23 protein-coding genes and 3 pseudogenes are annotated in these 22491 nt (G+C 34.5%); 6 read left to right on the top strand and 20 right to left on the bottom strand.

All coding sequences use genetic code 11. The annotated features are described in order from the left end of the window. Nucleotides 1-77: 77 nt before the first annotated feature. The 4 genes and pseudogenes from lepB to ABH959_RS24690 form a co-directional block, all read right to left on the bottom strand. Nucleotides 78-641 carry a signal peptidase I gene (gene lepB / locus ABH959_RS24705; protein WP_016119804.1) on the bottom strand — a complete coding sequence of 188 codons (564 nt, stop codon included), beginning with the start codon at nt 639-641 and terminating at the stop codon, nt 78-80. Between the two features lie 208 nt (nt 642-849). Further along, nucleotides 850-1443, bottom strand: coding sequence for a TVP38/TMEM64 family protein (locus tag ABH959_RS24700; protein ID WP_002011278.1), 594 nt, complete (start codon nt 1441-1443; stop codon nt 850-852). A gap of 316 nt (nt 1444-1759) precedes the next feature. Beyond that, entirely contained in the window at nt 1760-2341 is a 582-nt protein-coding gene (locus tag ABH959_RS24695; protein WP_002011279.1) for a competence protein ComK, read from the bottom strand. A gap of 49 nt (nt 2342-2390) precedes the next feature. Continuing rightward, a pseudogene (locus ABH959_RS24690) lies at nt 2391-2468 on the bottom strand (RNA-guided endonuclease TnpB family protein); the annotation flags it as partial. 302 nt (nt 2469-2770) lie between these two features. On the opposite strand from ABH959_RS24690, the gene ABH959_RS24685 reads away from it, so the two are divergent. Beyond that, the gene (locus ABH959_RS24685) at nt 2771-2956 is read left to right on the top strand and encodes a hypothetical protein (protein WP_219301615.1); all 186 of its coding nucleotides are present in this window, start codon (nt 2771-2773) and stop codon (nt 2954-2956) included. Between the two features lie 50 nt (nt 2957-3006). On the opposite strand, the pseudogene ABH959_RS24680 reads toward ABH959_RS24685, so the two are convergent. Further along, nucleotides 3007-3268, bottom strand: a pseudogene (locus ABH959_RS24680) (hypothetical protein). 26 nt (nt 3269-3294) lie between these two features. Next, on the bottom strand, nt 3295-3498 hold the full coding sequence (gene cspA / locus ABH959_RS24675) for an RNA chaperone/antiterminator CspA (protein ID WP_002011282.1): 204 nt from the start codon (nt 3496-3498) through the stop codon (nt 3295-3297). Between the two features lie 279 nt (nt 3499-3777). Here cspA and ABH959_RS24670 point away from each other — a divergent pair, with 279 nt between their 5' ends. Next, nucleotides 3778-4272: a DUF6584 family protein gene (locus ABH959_RS24670; protein WP_404493317.1), complete on the top strand. Its 495-nt coding sequence runs from the start codon at nt 3778-3780 to the stop codon at nt 4270-4272. 136 nt (nt 4273-4408) lie between these two features. Here ABH959_RS24670 and aceA read toward each other — a convergent pair whose 3' ends face one another. The 12 genes and pseudogenes from aceA to ABH959_RS24615 all read right to left on the bottom strand — a co-directional run bounded on the left by aceA (nt 4409) and on the right by ABH959_RS24615 (nt 15864). Next, nucleotides 4409-5686 carry an isocitrate lyase gene (gene aceA / locus ABH959_RS24665; protein ID WP_002125874.1) on the bottom strand — a complete coding sequence of 426 codons (1278 nt, stop codon included), beginning with the start codon at nt 5684-5686 and terminating at the stop codon, nt 4409-4411. Nucleotides 5687-5711: 25 nt separating this feature from the next. Continuing rightward, nucleotides 5712-7301: a malate synthase A gene (aceB, locus tag ABH959_RS24660; protein WP_113937643.1), complete on the bottom strand. Its 1590-nt coding sequence runs from the start codon at nt 7299-7301 to the stop codon at nt 5712-5714. Nucleotides 7302-7487: 186 nt separating this feature from the next. Continuing rightward, nucleotides 7488-8153, bottom strand: coding sequence for an S-layer homology domain-containing protein (locus ABH959_RS24655; RefSeq protein ID WP_113937642.1), 666 nt, complete (start codon nt 8151-8153; stop codon nt 7488-7490). A 361-nt stretch (nt 8154-8514) separates the two neighbouring features. Continuing rightward, entirely contained in the window at nt 8515-9165 is a 651-nt protein-coding gene (locus ABH959_RS24650; protein WP_113937641.1) for an S-layer homology domain-containing protein, read from the bottom strand. 400 nt (nt 9166-9565) lie between these two features. Further along, nucleotides 9566-9757: an S-layer homology domain-containing protein gene (locus ABH959_RS24645; RefSeq protein ID WP_395922792.1), complete on the bottom strand. Its 192-nt coding sequence runs from the start codon at nt 9755-9757 to the stop codon at nt 9566-9568. Nucleotides 9758-9834: 77 nt separating this feature from the next. Continuing rightward, nucleotides 9835-10743 carry a DMT family transporter gene (locus tag ABH959_RS24640; RefSeq protein ID WP_113937640.1) on the bottom strand — a complete coding sequence of 303 codons (909 nt, stop codon included), beginning with the start codon at nt 10741-10743 and terminating at the stop codon, nt 9835-9837. A gap of 219 nt (nt 10744-10962) precedes the next feature. Next, nucleotides 10963-11754 carry a methyl-accepting chemotaxis protein gene (locus ABH959_RS29440; RefSeq protein ID WP_415750039.1) on the bottom strand — a complete coding sequence of 264 codons (792 nt, stop codon included), beginning with the start codon at nt 11752-11754 and terminating at the stop codon, nt 10963-10965. A 156-nt stretch (nt 11755-11910) separates the two neighbouring features. Then, nucleotides 11911-12690, bottom strand: a pseudogene (locus ABH959_RS29435) (MCP four helix bundle domain-containing protein); the annotation flags it as partial. Between the two features lie 135 nt (nt 12691-12825). After that, nucleotides 12826-14094 carry a M48 family metallopeptidase gene (locus tag ABH959_RS24630; RefSeq protein ID WP_404491217.1) on the bottom strand — a complete coding sequence of 423 codons (1269 nt, stop codon included), beginning with the start codon at nt 14092-14094 and terminating at the stop codon, nt 12826-12828. A 232-nt stretch (nt 14095-14326) separates the two neighbouring features. Then, on the bottom strand, nt 14327-14626 hold the full coding sequence (locus ABH959_RS24625; protein WP_113937637.1) for a hypothetical protein: 300 nt from the start codon (nt 14624-14626) through the stop codon (nt 14327-14329). Nucleotides 14627-14657: 31 nt separating this feature from the next. After that, nucleotides 14658-15014 carry a hypothetical protein gene (locus ABH959_RS24620; protein ID WP_113937636.1) on the bottom strand — a complete coding sequence of 119 codons (357 nt, stop codon included), beginning with the start codon at nt 15012-15014 and terminating at the stop codon, nt 14658-14660. A gap of 1 nt (nt 15015) precedes the next feature. After that, nucleotides 15016-15864 carry a CPBP family intramembrane glutamic endopeptidase gene (locus ABH959_RS24615; protein WP_404493314.1) on the bottom strand — a complete coding sequence of 283 codons (849 nt, stop codon included), beginning with the start codon at nt 15862-15864 and terminating at the stop codon, nt 15016-15018. 139 nt (nt 15865-16003) lie between these two features. On the opposite strand from ABH959_RS24615, the gene ABH959_RS24610 reads away from it, so the two are divergent. Both ABH959_RS24610 and ABH959_RS24605 read left to right on the top strand, forming a co-directional pair. Continuing rightward, nucleotides 16004-16708 carry a response regulator transcription factor gene (locus ABH959_RS24610; RefSeq protein WP_113937634.1) on the top strand — a complete coding sequence of 235 codons (705 nt, stop codon included), beginning with the start codon at nt 16004-16006 and terminating at the stop codon, nt 16706-16708. Nucleotides 16709-16717: 9 nt separating this feature from the next. Next, on the top strand, nt 16718-18460 hold the full coding sequence (locus ABH959_RS24605; RefSeq protein ID WP_113937633.1) for an ATP-binding response regulator: 1743 nt from the start codon (nt 16718-16720) through the stop codon (nt 18458-18460). A gap of 307 nt (nt 18461-18767) precedes the next feature. On the opposite strand, the gene ABH959_RS24600 is transcribed toward ABH959_RS24605, so the two are convergent. Beyond that, the gene (locus ABH959_RS24600) at nt 18768-19670 is read right to left on the bottom strand and encodes an AraC family transcriptional regulator (RefSeq protein WP_113937632.1); all 903 of its coding nucleotides are present in this window, start codon (nt 19668-19670) and stop codon (nt 18768-18770) included. A gap of 136 nt (nt 19671-19806) precedes the next feature. On the opposite strand from ABH959_RS24600, the gene ABH959_RS24595 reads away from it, so the two are divergent. Continuing rightward, on the top strand, nt 19807-20292 hold the full coding sequence (locus ABH959_RS24595) for an RNA polymerase sigma factor (RefSeq protein WP_002168921.1): 486 nt from the start codon (nt 19807-19809) through the stop codon (nt 20290-20292). A gap of 5 nt (nt 20293-20297) precedes the next feature. Further along, complete coding sequence (locus tag ABH959_RS24590; protein ID WP_404493313.1) at nt 20298-21422, top strand: anti-sigma factor; 1125 nt, start codon at nt 20298-20300, stop codon at nt 21420-21422. Between the two features lie 42 nt (nt 21423-21464). Here ABH959_RS24590 and ABH959_RS24585 read toward each other — a convergent pair whose 3' ends face one another. Beyond that, entirely contained in the window at nt 21465-22442 is a 978-nt protein-coding gene (locus ABH959_RS24585; RefSeq protein ID WP_404493312.1) for an HD domain-containing protein, read from the bottom strand. Nucleotides 22443-22491: the final 49 nt, after the last annotated feature.

The following is a 22491-nucleotide window of genomic DNA, read 5'->3' as shown; positions in this document are numbered from 1 at the left end:
TATCACAATTGTATTATAGGACGATAAAAAAGACAAACATACTCGTTTGTCTTTTCCTTATACTTCATTTTATTATATCAGCCTTTTGAAAAATTCGTTTGTACCTCTTGAATCGGCCAATATCGTAAATCAACTTTACCGACAACTGTATCAGCTTTCACAAAGCCGAAGTGCCTACTATCCCAACTACCAAGGCGGTTGTCACCAACTACAAAAATAGAACCGGGTGGTACAAACTTTTCTTTCGTTAATTCTTCTAATTTAAAATCACCTGTTAATTGCCGTCCATTCGTCTCTTTCTTATACGTCTCTAAATAAGGTTCCTCCACGAATTGTCCGTTTATATATAATTTATCATGCTTATATTCGATATGATCCCCAGGTAAACCGATAATTCGCTTTACATAGTCCTCTTTTTTATTCGCATGAAAAACGACGACATCAAATCGATTCAAGTCCCCTACTTGATAACTCACCTTATTCACAACGAGCATATTTCCATCTTGCAATGTCGGCATCATTGACTTCCCCTCTACAACGTACGTTGAAAAGAAAAACGTTCGAAAAAATACAGCTAATAGTACACCAATTAAAATTGTTCTTACCCACTCTAGCCCTTCTTTTTTCAAAGTTTTCTTCATTCGCTTCTCCCCTCGCCCTTTAATGATGAAGCTTGTATTTATAAAGTGAAACTTAATCGGTGGGGGTTTTGTTCATCCCCCACCGATTATTAGTTGAACCAATCGGGCATTTACGGGCAGTTTGATCTCCCACCTAACTTCTTTACTTCAGTCGAATTTTTTGGTGGGAGTTTTACTGCCCGTTAATGCGGGACAAAGAAGACTTTTCCTAATGTAGTTCTAACTTTACTTCAATTTTTTTACCGACATACCATAAAATAAAAATAACAACGCCCACAATAACCGATTTCACCGGCTTATGAATAAATGACACTAAATCATGACCGATATACGTTAAAATAAAGATCATAACAAGCTTTCCAAATGCTAATGCTAGTCCAAACTGTTTTACGCTAATGCGAGACAAACCAGCTACAACATTTATAAGCGCAGATGGTGTGAACGGAAAACAAAATATAACAAAGATTGGCGCGAACCCTTTTCTTTCAATCCATCCCATCGCTTTTCGCACTCTCTCATGCTTATTTACAAAAGAAAAGAAACGACTTCTTCCAAAGCTACGAATAATGAAAAATACAAGCATTGCACCAATTACTGACCCAATCCATGAATAAAGAAAACCGAACCAAAAACCAAATGCAACAGCATTCGCCAACACAAACACAATGAGTGGCAATGCCGGAATAAGCGCCTCTATCATCGGTAAGCCAATACCGAGAAGCGGTCCGAACGCACGATAACTTTCAACAATATGATCCATATTTTCTGGTGAAAAATACTCTTTGATTGTTTGAAAATCCATTCTACACTTTACCCCTTTACTCTAATTACTACCTCTACTGTATCATCGCTTAAATGAAAGAGGAAATGGTAGATACGACATATGGAGATGTATTTATTAAAGTTTCCATATCATTCGCTAGAATTCCTTCATTATTATGCTATGATAATCTTTCAATATTCGACAAGGTTTGTTGTACGTTTGGTTGTTTGAGGAACAATATTTTTTGATAATTTTTTCGGTAATCTTCTGAATACATCGACTACAATTTGATTTTTATCGACTTTCCGACAAAAACAGACAAATAAAAAGGATGAGTCTCCCCATCCTTTCCCTCTCACACTTCGCCTTCCTTCACAAAATACACTTTCTCATATGCTGGTGTTAATTTAGATTCTTCATTTTTATCAATCTCTTTAAAGCAAGGATTTCCTTGTTTTTTCTTACGATCTTCATACTCTGTCCGTAATTTCGCTGTACGATTTTGCTGATTTTCAAAGCTACTTTTTGACATTTCTAGTTTCACAGCGAAACCATTTATAAATCTAATAATAAGATTTCCATCTTTTAATTCTTTATTATCTTCAATATGAAAATGAGATAACCACGCACACTCTTTTCGAGAATAAGAATACGTAGGGAAAAAATAAAGTTGATCTGTCGGGCTAATTGCGATAGGAGCTTTATGTGTAATACGAGTTAACTCCTTCGTTCCTTCTTTTCTTCCAAAGAAACTAGAACCATGCTTCCGGCAACTTCTCTCTATAATATCAAGAGGCTTTTGAAATACGAAAAAAGAATCTTCCATTTCAACAATTCGCGTAACAACTTTTTTTTCTCCTAGAACAACAGGAAGTAAGGCCATTGTATTTTTGCTTACAACATAGTTTTCGACATAACGTTCTACTTTACTTTCCATAGTCTACTGTCTGCTACTACAAATATAGGCAAATGTATATCCTTAGAGTATGTAGTTTTTGCACGCTAAGAATACTTTTATCTATACTCGCTCTTTTGTTAGTAACAGATTTTTCACCTCTCTTTTTTTAATTTTCGATTGCTATTTAATTTCCCTTCTTCATTTCCCTTTTATAGTAGCACCTACGAAAAGGAAATGGTTTACATTCCACGATTCTTTACAAATACTTATAATAAATCAAATATAATACAAATATGTTAATAATGATATACGAATATTAAAGGAATAATCTGTATAAAAAAAGGATTCTATATACGAAAAAAGAATTTATATCATTTGTAATATGTTTAACACACTCCCCTTTTCATATAATTACAGCAATTAATTTTGCTATAATTAAAATATAGATCAAATATACGGAGGTCTCTCATGGAAGAAAATCAAGATCATCCAACAATTCAAATGAAAAATAGTAGCATTGTTATCGTAAAAAATTCAGCGAGTATTATATTCGGTTTATTTTTTATTTTACTGTTCTTCGCGAAGCCTTTTCGTAAATCTAAATGTCCAGAATGCAAGAAACGTGAAAAGAAAAAAGCTGTGAAAGAACACTAAAAGGCTTTCCTTTACAGGAAAGCCTTTTTACATACTGATTACCATTTCCTTCATTCTTCTTCATCCTCAAAAAAACCTACTATTTTTTCTTCCAAGATTCTCTGTATCTCTTTCAACCTGTACTATGATTATATATGGTTCTTGATCTAAATAACGAGAATGAGACTTCCTCAAATCAATTACCGTCACTTTATCATTTTCATAAGTTTTCGAGTACGCCTTTATTCCTTCAATCGTACTTTTTAGGCTGTCTTTATTACTAATATAAATATCGTATATCTCAACAACAAAAAAAAGGATGGCATAAGCCATCCTTTTTTCTATAATAAACTATAAAATTATAGTTTGATTACGTTTTTAGCTTGAGGTCCACGGTTGCCATCTTCGATTTCGAAGCTAACTTTTTGGCCTTCTTCTAAAGATTTGAAACCATCAGTTTCGATTGCAGAGAAATGTACGAATACATCGTTTTCGCCTGGAACTTCGATGAAACCGAAGCCTTTTTCGTTGTTAAACCATTTTACTTGTCCTGTAACTGTCATAATTATTTCCTCCTAAGAAAATACATTTTATTATTTAGTCTTCATGTATAAAAAAAGAATCCACACATTATCAAATTCGAAACATAAACTAGTTCTCACATACTTTTCCCCGTTTGTTTTCGGCACTTGATAATATATGGATTGCTTAATTTAATTATTCAACTGGTATTATCATAGCATACTTAAAATAGAATGTACAATCCTTTTTAAAAATAAAGTTTCTAAATTTTAGTATTTTTTATAAAATATAACCACACCTATTCTAATAAGGAGGCGTGTATGACAGAAATAATCCCTAAAAAAACATTAAAGAGAATTGAAAAAGATATTGAAAATAACAACCTTGGAAAAGCAAGAGATAGATTACACGGATTAATCGCTACTTATCCGAATGAATTAGAAATTAGGAAAAAACTCGGTGACATTTACTTTACATTACAATACCCAGAAATGGCTGGACGGTATTGGTATCTTGAAAAAGAGAAAACAGATGTTATGCACGCGGCATGTCTACAATTTGAAAAATCGATGGGAAACGACTCTTATCATATTGTACGTGCTTTAAAATTCAAAGGAGATCGTAACATTATTACAGGACTACACACCGAACGTCCCTTACAGCCATTGCAGAAAAAAGTGATAGAGAAACTAATTGATGATTATGAAGAAACATGGAAAGACAAACTATTTACATGGGGCTGTCTATCATTATTCGCATTCCTTCTTTTTACTGCTATTATTGGTATATTCAATATATTAGATTGGATATTTTAAATAGAAGTGAACGTCCCACAATACGACGACAAATAAAATCACATCCACTTTCCGACAAAGTTTAACAATGTCAGCGACGTAATAATAAATAAGAAAAGTGCCCCAAAAAAATTTTTGGGGGCACCTACTTATACCTTTATTTCGTAAACTGTTCTTCTTCTGTGGATCCTTTTAGAGCAGTCGTTGATGAAGTACCGCCTGTAATCACTTGTGCTACTTCATCAAAGTATCCTGTTCCTACTTCGCGTTGATGGCGCGTTGCTGAGTAACCGTATTTCTCTGCTGCGAACTCTGCTTGTTGTAATTCAGAGTACGCTGCCATGCCGCGCTCTTTATAACCACGCGCTAATTCAAACATGCCATAATTTAACGAATGGAATCCAGCAAGCGTTACGAACTGGAATTTATAACCGTACGATGCAATTTCTTTTTGGAAGCTTGCAATCGTTTTTTCATCTAATTTTTGTTTCCAGTTAAAAGAAGGGGAACAGTTGTAAGCAAGTAGCTTCCCTGGATATTTCTTATGAATTGCGTCCGCAAAGCGTTTTGCATCTTCTAAATTTGGCTCCGACGTTTCACACCAAACGAGATCTGCATACGGCGCATACGCTAAACCACGTGCAATTGCTTGATCAAGACCTGCTTTCGTATGATAAAACCCTTCTGGCGTTCTTTCACCTGTAATAAACTCTTGATCAACTGGATCGATATCGCTCGTAATTAAATCTGCCGCATCTGCATCTGTTCTTGCAACGATAATTGTTGGTACACCCATTACATCCGCAGCAAGACGTGCCGAAATTAAATTACGCACCGCTGTTTGCGTCGGTAATAATACTTTTCCGCCTAAATGCCCGCATTTTTTCTCTGAAGATAATTGGTCTTCAAAGTGCACGCCAGATGCACCCGCTTCAATCATCCCTTTCATTAATTCAAATACGTTTAACTGTCCACCAAACCCAGCTTCAGCATCCGCCACAATTGGGACGAAATAATCTGTATCACCGCTACCTTCCATATGCTGAATTTGATCAGCACGTTGAAGTGTTTGGTTAATTCGTTTTACAACAGCTGGCACACTGTTCGCCGGGTATAAGCTTTGGTCAGGATACATATGTCCAGAAAGATTCGCATCTGCCGCTACTTGCCAACCGCTTAAATAAATTGCTTTTAATCCAGCCTTCACTTGTTGCATCGCTTGGTTTCCTGTTAATGCCCCAAGTGCATTAATATAATCTTCTGTATGAAGTGATTTCCAAAGCTTCTCTGCACCGCAGCGCGCTAACGTATGTTCAATATCAATCGATCCGCGCAGACGAATTACATCTTCAGCTGTATATGGACGTGTGATCCCTTTCCAGCGCGTATCTAATTCCCAGCTTTCCTGCAATTTATCAATTCTTTCGTTTTTCATATGTTCCATCCCCTTTTCTTGTTTCTTATAAAATTTCATAACCCGGTAATGTTAAAAACGGCATGAACTCGTTATTACGAACAAGGTTTGTAAACAGTTTTGTAGCCTCTTCAAATCTCCCCTTATTAAATGCTTCCTTACCAATCTCTCTTTCTATTTTTGCTAGTTCTTCTTCTTTCAATTCTTCCATCAATTTAAAAGTGATATTACGGCCATCACTTAGCTTTCCACCCTCATGACGAATCCACTGCCATACTTGTGCTCTTGATATTTCCGCTGTTGCCGCATCTTCCATTAAGTTATAAATTGGAGCTGCTCCTCTCCCGCTTAACCAAGATGCAATATATTGAATACCGACGTTAATATTCGTGCGAAGACCACCTTCTGTAATCGTTCCCATCGGTACTTCTAATAAATCCTTTTCTGTTACACGTATTTCTTCACGCTTTCTAAAAATTTGATTTGACGTTTTCATTATGTGATTAAATACTTCCATTGCAACCGGTACAAGTCCCGGGTGGGCAACCCAAGTCCCATCATGACCGTCTAAAGCTTCGCGCTCTTTATCAGCACGCACTTTCTCGAAAGCTGCCTCATTTGCTTCTGGATCATTTTTAATTGGGATTTGCGCCGCCATCCCTCCGATTGCTGGCGCGTTACGACGATGACACGTTTGAATAACTTTCAAAGAATACGCGCGCATAAACGGCGCTGTCATCGTGACTTGCGCTCTATCCGGAAGTAAAAATTCATTATGATTACGGAAGCTCTTTAAGAAACTAAATATATAATCCCATCGTCCGCAGTTTAAACCAGCAGAATGATCTCTTAGTTCATACAAAATTTCATCCATTTCAAATGAAGCGTGAATCGTTTCTATTAACACAGTCGCTTTAATCGTTCCATTCGGAATACCGATATACTTTTGAGCGAATATGAAAACGTCATTCCATAATCTTGCCTCTAAGTAACTTTCCATTTTCGGTAAGTAAAAGTATGGGCCACTTCCTTTTGCTAAAAGCGTCTTCGCATTATGGAAAAAGTACAATCCAAAATCCACCAAACTGCCAGACATGTTCTTGCCGTCAACTTGCATATGCTTTTCTTCTAAATGCCACCCTCTCGGACGCACAATTAATACAGCTGTTTTACTATTTAAACGATATTCTTTTCCGTTTTCATTTTTATGTGAGATCGTTCTCACAGCAGCATCTCGTAAGTTAATTTGACCTTCGACAGCATTTCTCCAAGTTGGTGCATTCGAATCTTCAAAGTCTGCCATAAAAAGATGTGCTCCTGAATTTAAAGCGTTAATGACCATCTTTCTATCCACCGGACCAGTAATCTCCACGCGGCGATCCTCTAAATCTTTCGGAAGCTGGGCGATTGTCCAATCCCCTTCACGTATATGCTTTGTCTCTTCTAAAAACGTAGGAAACTCCCCCGCATCAATTCTTTTTTGTTTCTCCACACGCTTTTGTAAAAGTTCCGTGCGGCGTTCATTAAAATTTTCATGCAGTTCCTTTAAAAAACTAAGCGCCTCAGGTGTCAATATTTCGTTGTACGCTGGTAACATTTCTCCGGCCAGTGTAACCCGTGAAGTTTGCGTCGACATATTAGCATCCCCTTTTTAAACTGTCTTATAACAGATTTGATTTTATGTTTTATATTATATAACAAATCTTCAGAAAAGGAAGTTTTTTTTGAAAATTTAATGTTTTTTTACAAAACTGTGTTTATCCATTATGATTTCAAGCAAAAAAAGAGTCAGTGTTATATAACACTGACTCTTTTTTATTATTTATTCAAAAATTGTTTTAAATAAGAACTGCGCATATTGTTCACGTGTTACTTTCATGTTTGGAGCAAAGTTTCCAGTTCCATCTCCTACAGAAATACCATTTGAACCTACTGCATTAATCGCATTGTATGCCCAATGTCCTTTCGGTACATCTTTAAATCCTTGTGTTCCTTTTACTTCTAATTCATATGCTACTGTAAGCACTTGAGCCATTTCTGCACGTGTTAGTGTATCTTTCGGTCTAAAGTTTCCAGTTCCATCACCGTTAAAGATACCTACCTCTGTTAATACTAAAATTTCTTCTAAGAACATTGTTGATTTTTCATTAATATCTTTGTATGGATTCTCAAGGATATCGCCTTCCTCGAATACTTCACTGAAATCGATAGTACGATAAATTAAAGCAGCTACTTGTTCACGAGTTATGTTATGTCCAAAACCGAACACGCCATTTCCATAACCAAGCATAATTTCTTCTTGTGCTAAAGTTTGAATTGCTTCGTAAGACCAATGTCCTGCTGGTACATCTTTAAAGATAGCCTGACTTGCTTGTTGTGGCTTAGGCTTAGCAGCTACTTCAGCATTCGCTGTAGCGCCTTCAGCACTAAATGCAATTCCACCCATAATTGTTAAAGCTGTTGCTACTTTTAATATCTTTTTCTTCACTGTATTCTCTCCCTAAAAAAAACATATTTTTTCTAATATAAAGAATTTATGGAAAAGTAACAATACACTTACCCATATAATGTTTGTCTAATTTGTGAACTGTATTTCACATACTTATCTTTATACTTAATTAACAATAAAGTTACTAAATCGTACTTTTTTTCAATAAAAAGTAACTATAATTAACCTGTTTTTTCCATAAATACTAACCATGGAACTATGAACAGCAGAATAAATATACAGATAAACAATTTAAAATAAGAAAAAAGCGCGTAATTCCCGCGCTTTTTTTAAAGAAATATGATATATTAATATAATTTTATTTTTCTTGTACTATTTTTTAAAAAACTTCCGTTTCATGTTATTCATCTTTCAAATGAAAATTAATAATAGCTTTATATAAAAATGTTGCATATTGCTCACGTGTTACAACTTTATTCGGTTCAAACTTTCCATTTCCTGTCCCTACTATGACATTATTTGATTGCAGAGCACTAATTGAATTTTTTGCCCAGTAATTATTCGGTACATCTTTAAATGTATGCTGTTGCTTCACTTCAAATGAAAATGCCTGTGTAAGAACTTGCGCTACTTCTGCACGTGTAATTGTTTCCCTAGGTCTAAAGTTCCCCTTCTCATCACCTTTAAAAATACCGCGCTCTGTTAATGCTAAAATTTCATCTGGAAACATTGTTGATCTTTCAGAAATATCCTTATAAGGATTTTTTAATGGGCCTTCATGTTTTATATTAAGTGCGCGATACAGTACTGCCGCCACTTGTTCACGTGTTACGTTATCACCTACACCAAACTTTCCATTTCCATAACCTAGCATAATTTTATTATATGCCGCATCTAGAATATAATCATATGCCCAATGGTTTACTGGGACATCGTCAAATACAATCATTTCAGGATATTCTTCTGCTTTTATGTTAGGAACATTTGCACTTACCAATAATCCACCCATAATAGTCGCTGCCGCCATTATACGGAACATTTTTTTCTTCATAGTCCTCGCTCCTTCATTTCCACTTTATTAAAAGTGGAACATAATAGACTAAATTCTTTCCCCATATTACATATGCTGTATTTGCAAGCCCTATGTAATATATTGCATTTTTAACATCTATTATTTTGAAGATTACTAGGAGAGCCAATTCGCTCTCAATTCCAATTGGTATTCTGAATTGCATGCAAATCATTTGAAGAAATATTCTTATCTTTGCGCTCTAGTTTCTCTGTTTGATTTTCAAAAAGGATAAACAAAAGCTTTTGCAAAGATGTTATATATACAATATTCTACTATCTACTAATCAAGTCCTTCACTTATAAAAATTTCACTTTATAGACAAAAAAAGCGCAAATATCATATTTGCGCTTTTTTCGATCTTCATAGATTAATCGTTTGCTTAGAATCTTTGAATTGTATTATTTAAGAACTTCGCATACTGTTCACGGGTTACAAGTTTTTCTGGTTCAAATAAACCATTACCCGTTCCAACTATAGCTTTATTTGCTGAAACAATATCACCGCTAACAAATATCCACCCTATTAAACTTAATGATGTAGCTACCTTTAATAACTTTTTCATCCTTCTCATCCGCATCTTCCTTTATTTTCCTACTCTTATATTGTATAAAAAATAAGGGGATTCTCAATACGATAGGAGGTAATTTTTCACACTTCATAATACGTATTTTCTTTTACCACCACTTTTTCATCCTTCGTTTTTCGAAAAGTAAATGCCATTCCTACAAATATAAGAATAATCCCTACAATTTGCATACTAGTCGGTCTAAAACCGGTAAAAATCGTATCTAACAAAATTGCAACAGCAGGATCTAAAAACACTAATACAGAAATAAGTCTCGTCGGTAAATCCCTTAAACTGTCAAAAAACAAGTAATATACAAACCCAGTATGTATAAGTCCTGTCGCAGTAATCATCATCCAGTTCATCTCTGTTAATCCTTGAAAATGTCCGAAATCTACGAATGGCAGCAATAAAAATATGCCTAAAAACGTTTGTAAAAAGGTCATCGCATATGCGCTCGTATGCTGAATCCCCTTTCCTAGTAACGTGGTAAAAGCATAAAATAAAGCCGCAAGAAGTGCCCATACCATTCCAGATGACATTAATTTCTCAAGTGACATACTACCGTCCACTCCAGCTACTAACACTGTGCCGATAAAACAAATAACAATGGACATAACAGCAAATACTGTAAGTCTCTCTTTAAATACGATACTACCGATCATTAATACGATAATTGGCGCGAGATGATACACTGAAATCGCAATTGTAATCGACATGAGTTCAAACGCTTTAAATAAAAACACCCAGTTAAAAACGAGAAATACGCCACACGCTAATATTTGCACAATTTCTTTTTTATTCCATTTCTCATTTTTATATTGTCCTGTTGCAAACCAACATAGCGTTAAAAATAAAGTCGCACAAATACAACGAATAAATACTAATTCAAAAGATGGTAAACCCGTTTGGACAGAAAAAAATCCAATCGATCCGAAAATAGACATCGAAAGGATCATTTTTATAGTCGGCATTGATTTTGAATGAAACAATTTTCTCCTCCCCCTACAATCATCTTTTTATAAACTAAAAATTCTAAAAACATTACATATCATTATATATCACAATTGAAAAACTGTAAAAAAATAGAATGTAAAAAGTAGAATTCACACCAAATCTTCATAATAAAAAAATCATCCTTTATTTCTTATAAAGGATGATTTTTTTGCTATTTATTCAGAGGAATTTCACTATATATAAACTTAAATATACTATTTTTGAAGAGTAAATTGTGAAACAATCTGCTTTAATCCTCCTGCTACGCTATGCAGATGCTCAATTGAAACTGAGATTTCTTGAACTGATTTTTCTTGCTGTTGAATAGACTCTTTTACCCTATCAGTTCGATCAGATGACCTTTGAGAAATTTGCGCCATGTCTTCTGTAGAAGCAGAAATCTCCTCACTACTCGCTGCAATTTCATCTGTAGACATAGATACCGTTTGAATTTGCTCAGATACTTGCTGCACTTTTTCTGTAATTGTTCCAAATACTTTTTCTGTATGCATTACTACTTGAGTACCTGCCTGCACCTCATTATCTACTTTCCCCATCATATGTACCGTATGGTTCGTTGTTCCCATAACTTGAATAATAAGTTTCTCAATTTGTTTTGCAGAATCACTAGATTGTTCTGCTAATTTTCTTACTTCATCTGCCACAATTGCAAATCCTCTACCACTTTCTCCAGCACGTGCAGCCTCAATTGCGGCATTTAATGCTAATAAGTTAATCTGAGAGGTAATACCTTGCATAACATCAATGATTTTAACAATCTCTTCTGATTGTTCCTTCATAGTCTCAACTTGTTTGACACCGCTATGTACTGAATTTTGGATTGTATCCATCTGTTGAATCATTTGTTTCATTAATTTGTTACCACTCTCTGCATCTAATGCTGATTGAGCAGACAATTCATTCACAGAGGATGATGTATTCACTATACTCTGCATTCCTTGTGTCAACTCTTCCATCGCACCCGCAGTTTGCTCCATTGCTTGCATTTGACTCTCTGCACCATTTGCAACTTCTTCAATATCTATAGTGATTTTCTTCGCTGCACCACTAGATACTTCCGATGCAGATACTACTCCGTCTGCATGTTGGAATAAAAGCTGAATATTATTATCTACTTCTTGCATATTTGCTCTTAGCCCTGCAATCATCTCGTTAAAATCACTTACTAATAAGCCCAATTCATCTTTAGCATTATAATCACCATATACAGTTAGATCCCCTTCTTTTGCTCTTTCCATCATACGACTAACCATTTGTAAAGGAGCAACTATAAGCTTGCTAATAATATAACTTACTATACATATAACGATTGTAGTAACTACTGCAAGAATGATAAAAGTAATAACGGACTGATCTATCATTTTTTGAGAATCTTTAAATACTTGATCAGCTAAGTTTGAAACATATGCTTCTAGATCTACCGCATAACTAGCTAACTCTACTCCCTTTGGTTTTAATTCCTTATGAAATTCGTTTACCAGCTGGGGTTCGTTTGTCACCTTCGCTTTTTCAAACAACTTTTTATATGTATCCATATAACTTGGCAAAGATTTCTTCATCTTCTGAAACAGTTCATCCTCTTGCTTACTTAAATTAACGCCATCATCATATTCTTTTAATAAAGAATCATATTTCTTTAAATCCTTTTCAACATTACCAATAATCCCCTCTTTATTTGTCCCCTCATTTTGTGACACTGTAATTAATTCTAGTAAGTTATATTCTAGTGAATTTTGTGTACGAAGCATCCCTTCTAATAAAATTGCTGAATTTTGATAATCATCTACGACAATTTCCGTATCATACTTAATCTGATTAATTGAATTAACTGCTACACAACTCATAATTGCCATGCCCAAAACTGCTAATGAGATAAGTAAGAATAATTTATGTTTCACTTTTAAATTTTGTAAAAAATACATATTTCCACCTTTATTCCTTTATATATAGATTTTTAGAATTTTATAGCTTATTATTTACAAAATCACAATAAAAAGCAATGATAAATATTCCCAATACCAAACTTATATTTCTATAAAAAAAAAGTAGCATAATCGCTACTTCTTGTTTTTTTGTTTTTCATATTGTTCAAACGTATGAATTCTTTCGAAAATTGGTGGATGTGTATATAAGAAAAACTTCACTAACGCAGGCGGATTCACTTGGCTTAAACTTGTTTTTGATAAATATTGAAAAGTTTTCACACCTGATTTTCCATCTTTCGTCATGTCTAGAGCGTATTGATCTGCCGCCCGTTCCTCTATACGAGAAACGTAGTTTGTTGCTGGTTGTGCTGCAAAAGATAATAAAGAGGAAATTAAGAAAAATAAAGGTAAAATTGAGAAACATGCTAATTTTGGAATTTGCAGTGTATCTCCCCATTTTCGAATACACATATTTATAATACGACTAATTAAATACATACCTATAAACGATAGCAACACATAGCTCGCAACGCCCCAATATATATGTTTCATTACGTAATGTCCCATTTCATGAGCCATTATAAATAAAATCTCTTTATCTTTTAATTGCTTAAGCGTCGTATCCCACATTACAATGCGAGAGTTAAGGCCAATTCCCGTTACGTACGCATTTAACGAATTCGTTTTTTCCGACATATTTACTTCATATACGTGCTTAGCTGGAATATCAGCTTTATCTGCCATTGTCAAAATTTTCGTTTCTAATTCTTTATTTTTTAGCGTCGAGAAATCATTGTAAAGTGGATCAATAATAACAGGTTGCACGAACGTTAAAAAGATTGTAAATGGTACAGAGAGCGCCCACCCTGCTAGCCACCATCTCTTTGGAAATTTACGGATGAGCCATAACAGAACCGAAACAATGAGTAACATAGTCGCATAATTCACCCAAAAATCGATAACATGATCTTTTATCCAGCTTTGTGTACTTTGCGTGGAAATACCGTAAGCAACGGATACTTTACGCCCGATCCACTGCATCGGTAATGCAAGAACTGTTGTTAGTAGTGATAAATAAAAGAAATAAATCGCAACTTGTAAGACATTTATTTTGGTCGTTTCCTTCGACCATTTCTCAAACTTTTTTGAAATACCGAGCACGAGTACAAATAATAAAATAATCCATTCAAGAGGCGTCGCTAAAAAGAACAGTAAATTTTTCACACGCGAATAATCTTGACTTAGCGTAAGCTCCCTCGCATTCATAAAAGTTTCTGGATCTGCACTCGTTCCTTTATACATGTCCGGAATGAGTTCATGATTCCATCCAAATAAATACCAATATATAAGTAATGCAAACCCAACGTACAAAAAAAGCGACCACCCAATAACTTTCCTCACGCTATTCCCTCCTCTATGCTGCCTGTCTATTATTATTGTAAGTTCGTACTTTCAAAATTAGAACAAGCTAATCGTGATAATTGTTCTAGCTCGTTCAATTTACATAAAAAAACTCTTCTATTACAAGAAGAGTTTCACCTATTTTCTTCGGCTCATAATCTAGTATAAGAAATGTACTTTCAAACAAGCTCCTTTTACATATCCTATATATTCATAACCCTTAAAATCCGCCTTAAGGAAGTACATCTATTAACAAACTAAAATCTTGCAGAGAAAAAGAACTATATTTCATAATACCTTGCACAGCTAAAAGTAAAATAAGACCGGTCACACACATATAATTAACGCTTTCTTCACTCTTTTTTTCAGCAACTACTCCGCCCGTTATGCATAGAACCCCTAATAAATGGAGCGCTAAATACATAAAGAAATACGCTTCCTCCCAGCGAAGAATAACATTGACTGTCGTTATCAGCACTATACTAAGCACAATCAAATAAAAAAACTTATTTGATGATATTGTTTCATTCATATAATTTTATACATCCCTTTCAAATTTCGAATTAATGATGTTTCAAAGCTATAAAGTAAATGATTGTTTTCATGCCATAAAACAAAAGGAAAGCCACCATTACTTTCTCGAATACTTTATGAACCCACATATACTTCTCTTCATTTTTTTTGAAGATGCGCTTCATCATTTCTTCTACAATTAGACCAAATATTAGTAAAACCCCTAACACAATAAGAAGAGAAATAATATTTTCTTTTAAATGAGTACTAGAAAATAAGTAATACTCTGGAAACGCAATTGTATCTACTACAGGTTGTAACCAATGACAAACGCTTTTATCACACATATCTGTAAGAGACGTAGACTCTATAATGTCTTTCAATATTTTTTCAAACGTTTTCTTCATCTTACTTACCGCCCACTACATCTGAAAAACTCTTTTCCTGCTCTACATATATAGCCGGCATTTCTTTATTCCAATATTTGCGGTTAACAAATAAAAAGATGAGTACTAAGTTTAATCCCGTTATAAAAATAATAAGTCCTGGAAAGAACGTCGTATAGTGCGAAAAATCGGCAAAACTCATTATCTTTTCTCTACTTACTAAAAAAGAAGAACTAAGCACAAGGGCATTGTTTAACATATGAATAGCAATTGGCATGAGCAAGCTTTTCGTACGAATATATACGATTGATAGTACGACGCTAAACACAACTGCACCAAGGAAATCAACATGTAAGCAAGAAAATAAAAGTGCTACAACGACCATTGCTATACTAGTACCCCATTTCGCTGCAAAACGCTGTAGTAAAAATCCTCGAAAAACAAATTCTCCGACAATAGGCGCGATAAATACAACCCTAATAAATTGAAATACATATCCCCCGGTACTATCTATAATCGGTTCATGCAAGGCATTCATAATAAAATCTGGTGTAATCCATGCAAAGCTGTACATATATAAAATAAGATAGCCGTAACTAAACATACAAAGCATAATCGCGATGTACAAAACTTGCACTAGGTTAAATGTTTCGTTTCTATTAATAAATAATGAAAATGAAACACGATGCTTTCTATATCCGTAAAAAATCCATATTATTGGAAGGATATAAAATATAAGCATATTTATAAAAGATGAATTTTGTATATGAAATGTACTTTCTAGCAATTCATTACTACTTCGTGCTATTAAAATTAATAGTGCAAATACAATTAAAAAATATCTAGCTCGCATCGTTTGAAACGGATTCACATTCATCTCCTCCCCATGTTACTTTTATCATATCATTTGAATCTTAATTTTTTGTGAAAGAAAACCTTAAAATTTCCTTAAAAATTCCATAAGTTACAAAAAGATGATATGATATTCGAGGAAATTAGGAGGGATTCATATGTATCACGCAAATATTCTACTCATTGATGATGAAACAGCAATTTTACAATTACTAACTACCATTCTTGAAAAAGAAGGTTTTTCTCATATTACAACTGCAACATCAGCTGAATTAGCTTTATCTCTCACCGAAAAAAACAATTACGATTTAATTATTTTAGATGTCATGCTTCCTGGACAATCTGGTTTTGATATTTGTCCGATTATTCGCCAACAAACAGATTGTCCGATTTTCTTCCTATCAGCGAAGGCATCTGATTTAGATAAAATATCTGGATTTTCATACGGTGCAGATGATTATATTACGAAGCCATTTAATCCATTAGAAGTCGTAGCTCGTATGAAAGCACAACTTCGAAGACATATGAAACAAACAGTACTACACGAACAAAACGCACACTCCATTTCATTTGGGAGATTTGAAATTGATCAACATTCTGCGGAACTAACAGTAGATGGAAACGTTGTCGAATGTTCCGCTCAACTCTTTCAACTACTACTATTCTTTTGTGAGAATCCGAACTACGTATTTTCGAAGGAAGAATTATATGAAAAAGTTTGGGGAGCACCTGCCTATAATGGAGATGATAATACTGTTATGGTTCACATTCGAAAACTACGTGAAAAAATTGAACAAGATCCAAGTAAACCAGAATACATAAAAACGGTTCGTGGACTTGGCTATAAGTTCATTACAAAGTAGGTTAAAGATATGAATTTTAATAAACGACTTATAATCCAGTTTATTTTACAACACGTTTTTGTCTTAGTTACGTTACTTATCGCAGTAATTGCTTCTTTTTCTTATTTAATTTTTCTTCTTAATAGTACTTTATATGAACCTAATATTTCTGATTATGATACCTTTACAATCTCCGAATATATTTCTTCTGAAGACAATAACATTACTTTAAAATCTGAGGTAAAAGATTTAATAACAGAAAAGAGTGATTGGCTTCAAATTGTAGATGAAGATGGAAAGGTCCTTTACAACTTTAATACGCCTAACGATGTTCCGACCTCTTACACAAAGACATCCTTACTTACGTATTTACAGAATAGTAACAACAATATTTATAAATTTAACTATTGGGAAATTAAATTAGAAAAGAAACCAGTGATCGTTATTTACGGTGCCAAACTAAAAAGTAATGCATTACTAAAAACGATACAACAAGGACACCCTTCTTTATCATTAAGTGAATTTGCATTAACTGAACAAGAAAAACAATTACTTTCTAAAGAAAAAGCAACACTGCAAATATTTAATAACAATGGCGAAGAAGTTTTTTCCTATCCAACTGGGAAGAAAAAAACATTTTCGGCTATAAAAACGGCTATTAATGAAAAAGAACCGTGGAATTATAAAGAAAATATATCTAGTTTTTACGATTCAAATAGCGGTCATCTCGTCGTTGTATCCGCCCCAAACGCTCATTATTATCCAGATGATGAATTAGATGATATATTTACCAAGAAACTTCTAATCGGATGCAGCTTAATCCTCCTTATTGTGTTTGTTTATTTAGTCATTCTTTCAATTTGGTATGGAAATAAGTTTGGAAAGCCTTTATTACACACGATGCGCTGGCTTAAAAACATAGCCGGAGGAAAATATGAAGAACCTGTTAGTAAAAAAGGCAAACCTGTTCGGTTTCGGCGCTCCGGTAAAGAAAAATGGTCGTTCCGTATATTCAAAGACGTTACAAACTCACTAGAGCACCTTTCTATTACTTTGAAAAAGAACGATGCAATGAGAAAAGTACTGCAACAAACACGTGAAGAGTGGATTACGGGCCTGACGCATGATCTAAAAACACCGCTTAGCTCTATATACGGCTATGCATTATTACTAGAATCGAAGCAATATAATTGGACGGATCAAGACATTCAACAATTTGGCCATGTAATGAAAGAAAAATCTCAATATATGACTACATTAATTGACGACTTAAGCTTAACATATCAATTAAAAAATGATACTCTTCCTGCGCAACACGTAAATGTTGAAATTAATCAGTTCGTCCGAAAAGTACTATTACAATTTATTAATAACCCGACACTACAAAATCAAAACATTGAATTTGTGCCAAGTTCAAGCAAAATCCAATATTTTATTGAAGAAAAATGGTTCCAACGTATTATCGAAAACCTACTCGCAAACGCTGTAAAACATAATAATGAAACGACAAACGTAATCGTAAAACTTTCGCAAAATGCAAATTCATTTACACTATCTATTTCAGATAATGGAAAAGGTATGGATGATAAAACGAAAGAACTTCTATTCGAGCGATATTACAGAGGAACGAATACAGAAGAAAGCAACATCGGAACTGGACTTGGTCTCGCCATTACAAAACAGCTCGTTCATGCCCATAATGGAACGATTTTCATTGATAGTGAACTTGGAAAAGGAACGACGATTATACTTGTGTTTCCGTTTAGTTCGTAGAAAAGGCGCTATATGGCGCCTTTTTTCTTTTCTGGGGGAGTTCCACGGTAAATGAAATTATATCGGCGATTTTTTAAATATATCGGCGCAACTCAAAATATATCAGCGATTTTTCAAATATATCGACCGTAACTCGAAATATATCAGCGATTTTCAAGATATATCGATTTGTCGACAAAAATCGTCAAATGTAGCAATCTATATTATAAGAGGATCTGTGTTTCATACTCCTTACAAAAAACAATTCAATATTCCCCCCCGTATTACGGATAAAAAAGCGAACCTCTCTGGCTCGCTTTTCCTCCTATTATTTCTTCTTCACTGGTATCCAAAGCTCAACTTGAGCGAACTCACTTTTATCTGCATGGCAACGCTCATCGTATTGTTCAAACTCTGTAACTCCGCAATGTTCATATCCTGAATGCGGAAACCATTCTGAGAATACTGCATTCCACGTTTGGTGAATAGACGATACCATTTCTTCATGAGGAACTTTTGGCGTTGTAAATACTGCATACGTTGCGGATGGGAATGTACGCTTTGCAACTGCATTTGGTACATTTTCAAAGTCTGTAACTTCCATTCCGATAATATAAGTGAAGTCCCCTGTTTCTAAATTAAAATCAGTACATAATCCTAGCTCTACCCATTGGCTCGTATCTTTACGATTCGGAATCGTCGTTCCAAGATCTTTTTGTAAATATTCTTGCCAAAATAATGGGATATCTTGATGGTTTTTTCCTTCTTTACTTGTCGTCTTCAGCTCATAACCCGCCATTAAAAATTCTGGTTTATTTACAATACGATATTCCATTTGTATGCCCCCTAAATATGGATTTAATTTTCTTTGTTTTACATTCACTCTATAATACATTGGTGTTTCAATTTCTTGTTTTCGATATTCACTTGGTGTCATTTGAAATAATTTTTTAAAGGCTCTCGTGAACGTTTCGTGAGATTGAAAGCCATGCTCAAATGCGATATCAATAACTTTTTCATCCGTATGAGAAAGTTGATAAGCTGCCCGGGCTAACCTCCTCTTTCGAACATACTCCATTACTGTATCGCCTACTAACGCCTGGAATACACGATGAAAATGCGACTCAGAAAAACCTGCAACACGTGCTAAATTACGCAGCGTTTGTTTTTCCATTACATCTTCCTCAATATAATCAATTGACCTTTGAATTTGTGTTTCATAGCTTTCCATCTCTGTTCACCCGCCTTATATGTATTATGATAAAAGAGAATCCTATCCAATTCTTGACGTTTTTTACTATAATTTCGTAAAAATTGTAACTTTTTTATATGTATTTCGTTGTTATGTATGAAGGGAGGGAAATGTAGTGAAACGTAAACAATCATTAGAAGAAATTTACTCAGAGCATATGCAAGATTTATTTCGCTATCTTCTCTCCCTAACCGGAGATTCTCATAGTGCTGAAGATCTCATGCAAGAAACATTTTACCGGATGCTCGTCCATATTGACTATTATAAAGGAGAAGAAATTAGGCCGTGGTTATTTACAATCGCCTACAACGCCTTTATCGATTGGTACCGAAAAGAAAAGAAGTATAAAACAACGCAAATTGAAGAATTCCATTTACCAAACGTGCCAAGTACAGAGCACTCTTATTTCGTAAAACATGAGATTACGAGTTGGTTACAAAGTATATCCTCTCTTCCGCTCGAAAGACGAAATGTGTTACTACTACGAGATTACTACGGATTCTCTTATAAGGAAATAGCAGAAATGACTGGTCTCTCGTTAGCAAAAGTAAAAATTGAGTTACACCGAGGAAGAAAAGAAACGAAAAGCATAAAGGAGTGATACAGATGGGTTGTGCAGAGTTTAAAAAACTGTGGACGAAATACGAAAAAGGAACGCTCACACATGACGAACAAGAACAGTTAGAAAGTCATATAGAAACTTGTGCAGAATGTGAAGCTCATTTAGATGAATTGCTTGCGAAGAGTGAACCCGTAAAGAAAAAATTACCGCCAAAAGATCTTAAAGTTCCTTTTTGGAGAATTAAGTGGAAACATCGGTTACAAACGTTTGGTTTTATATTATCCATTTGCATCGTTATATATATAATCGGCGGGGTATTATCAGCCTTTTATTTTCAAGCTAATAATGATAAAAGGCTAGAAGAAATTAGAGAAGTTCCTTCGCTTGCACTTGAAGCAACTATCCCAAATAGCCGTGTTATGGGGGGCGGAACAAGTGTAGAAGCTTTTTTCCGTACGAACAGCAGCTTCGATTTAGTAAGAACCGTCGGTAAAAAAGAAATGCCACTCGGTACAGTAGAAACAAAAAGCTTCTTATCATCTGTAGATGTCACGAAACAAACTTGGATGAATCCGTTCTATCAACCAAAGCTCTTCTTTGTTCATCCCAAAACAAAGCAGGGTGATTATTTAAAGGATTCCTCAAAAAAAGTATGGGATACACTTGCAAAAGTACATGATGGAACCGTTGCAGAAGTAGCAATTTCTTTTGATAAAACTTACACTTTAAAAGAATTAGAACCGCTTTTATATAGCATATTCGAAGCACAAGAACTCCCTCCAACTCCTGTATGGTACGCTTTAGATACGGGACAAGAAAAAACAAATGTAGAAGATTACATCCTACATGGCGGGGAAGCTATAGGATTTCCAGAACACGTAAGATTCCTTAATAGTGAAACAGACACGCAGAAAACACCAGAAGATAAAGTAATCGAAATGATGCGTATTCTTTCTACACATAAAAAAACGGTAAGCAAAATAGCTGCGTTTCCTGAGAAAGAACTAAACTTAGATAAACGTTATAAATATGTAAAAGATAACGGCGTAAAAGTATACGGCATTGTCATTACGGGGCCGTCGAAAGAATTATTAAAATTACAAAACTCCCCGCACGTACGTTATGCGACTCTTGGAGATATTGAGGTTTGGAATTGGTTTGATAATTAATAAAAAGAAGTAGCGCATTAGAAACGGTGCGCTACTTCTTTTTTAATTCGAAATCACTTTCACATACATCCCCCTCACAGCTTTTTCATAAGCAATATCACTCATCTGCCTTATTTTTTCTGATACGACAGACGCCTGAACAACTTCCACTTCACGAAGTAATGGAGGATCAATAAGACGCACTTTATTTTTCTGATGTAGATCATACTCATCTCTATCTTCTTTTACTTCTATACTTGGATGAACTTTTCTTAATAAAGCATCTACTTCTTGATCTTTACATAGCTGTAATTTCGTAATAAGCTCATGATCTTCAAGAAGAAAATCATCTGGATGGATTATCTTTTTATGAAGAGCTAATTTTAACGTTTTAGCTAACATATCGTTTCCATAAATATTCATTGGTTTCATAAAGAAATCAATTACTTCTTTGTAATACGTCTTCGTAAACCACTCTGCCATTTCGATACTTTGAAGAACCATTTTCCCATTAACTTCGATTAAATCATTTAAAAAGTCTTGAGCTTCTTCTAAAGAAATATATCCATATGTAAACATATCTCGTAATGTGTAATCCACTCGGTCTGCACATAATTCTGGCGCAGATCTTTCAAGTAATGTCCACTTCGAATCATCTAACAAAATATCTTCATAGTTATAACCATGTTTTGAAAGAATCGCCGGGATTTCCGAGTTTTTCACGACAGCACTAAATATTTCTTCATGATAACTTTCATTTTCGTTATCAAAAACATAATCAATCACATGAGAAAAAGCAGTATGCGATACGTCATGCAGTAAACCAGCAATCTGTTCTTCTACTGAACCACCAAGCTTTTTAATTAACAACATAGCACCAACTGAATGATCAAAACGTGTTACATTCCATTTCTCATTCATTAAGTAACTTGCTCCGGCTTGATGAACCCCTTTCAGCCTTTGTACAGGTTTACTTAAAATTAATTCTTCTAACACTTTATCTACTTTAAACTCACCGTATATGACATCTGATATGATCACTTAAAATCCCCCTTTTCGAGCAGAGTCTTCTATTTGTTTTAATTCATTT

The organism is Bacillus sp. RC51, from assembly GCF_044908115.1.
Taxonomy (GTDB): domain Bacteria; phylum Bacillota; class Bacilli; order Bacillales; family Bacillaceae_G; genus Bacillus_A; species Bacillus_A mycoides.
This window is presented reverse-complemented; position numbering and strand designations above follow the sequence as displayed.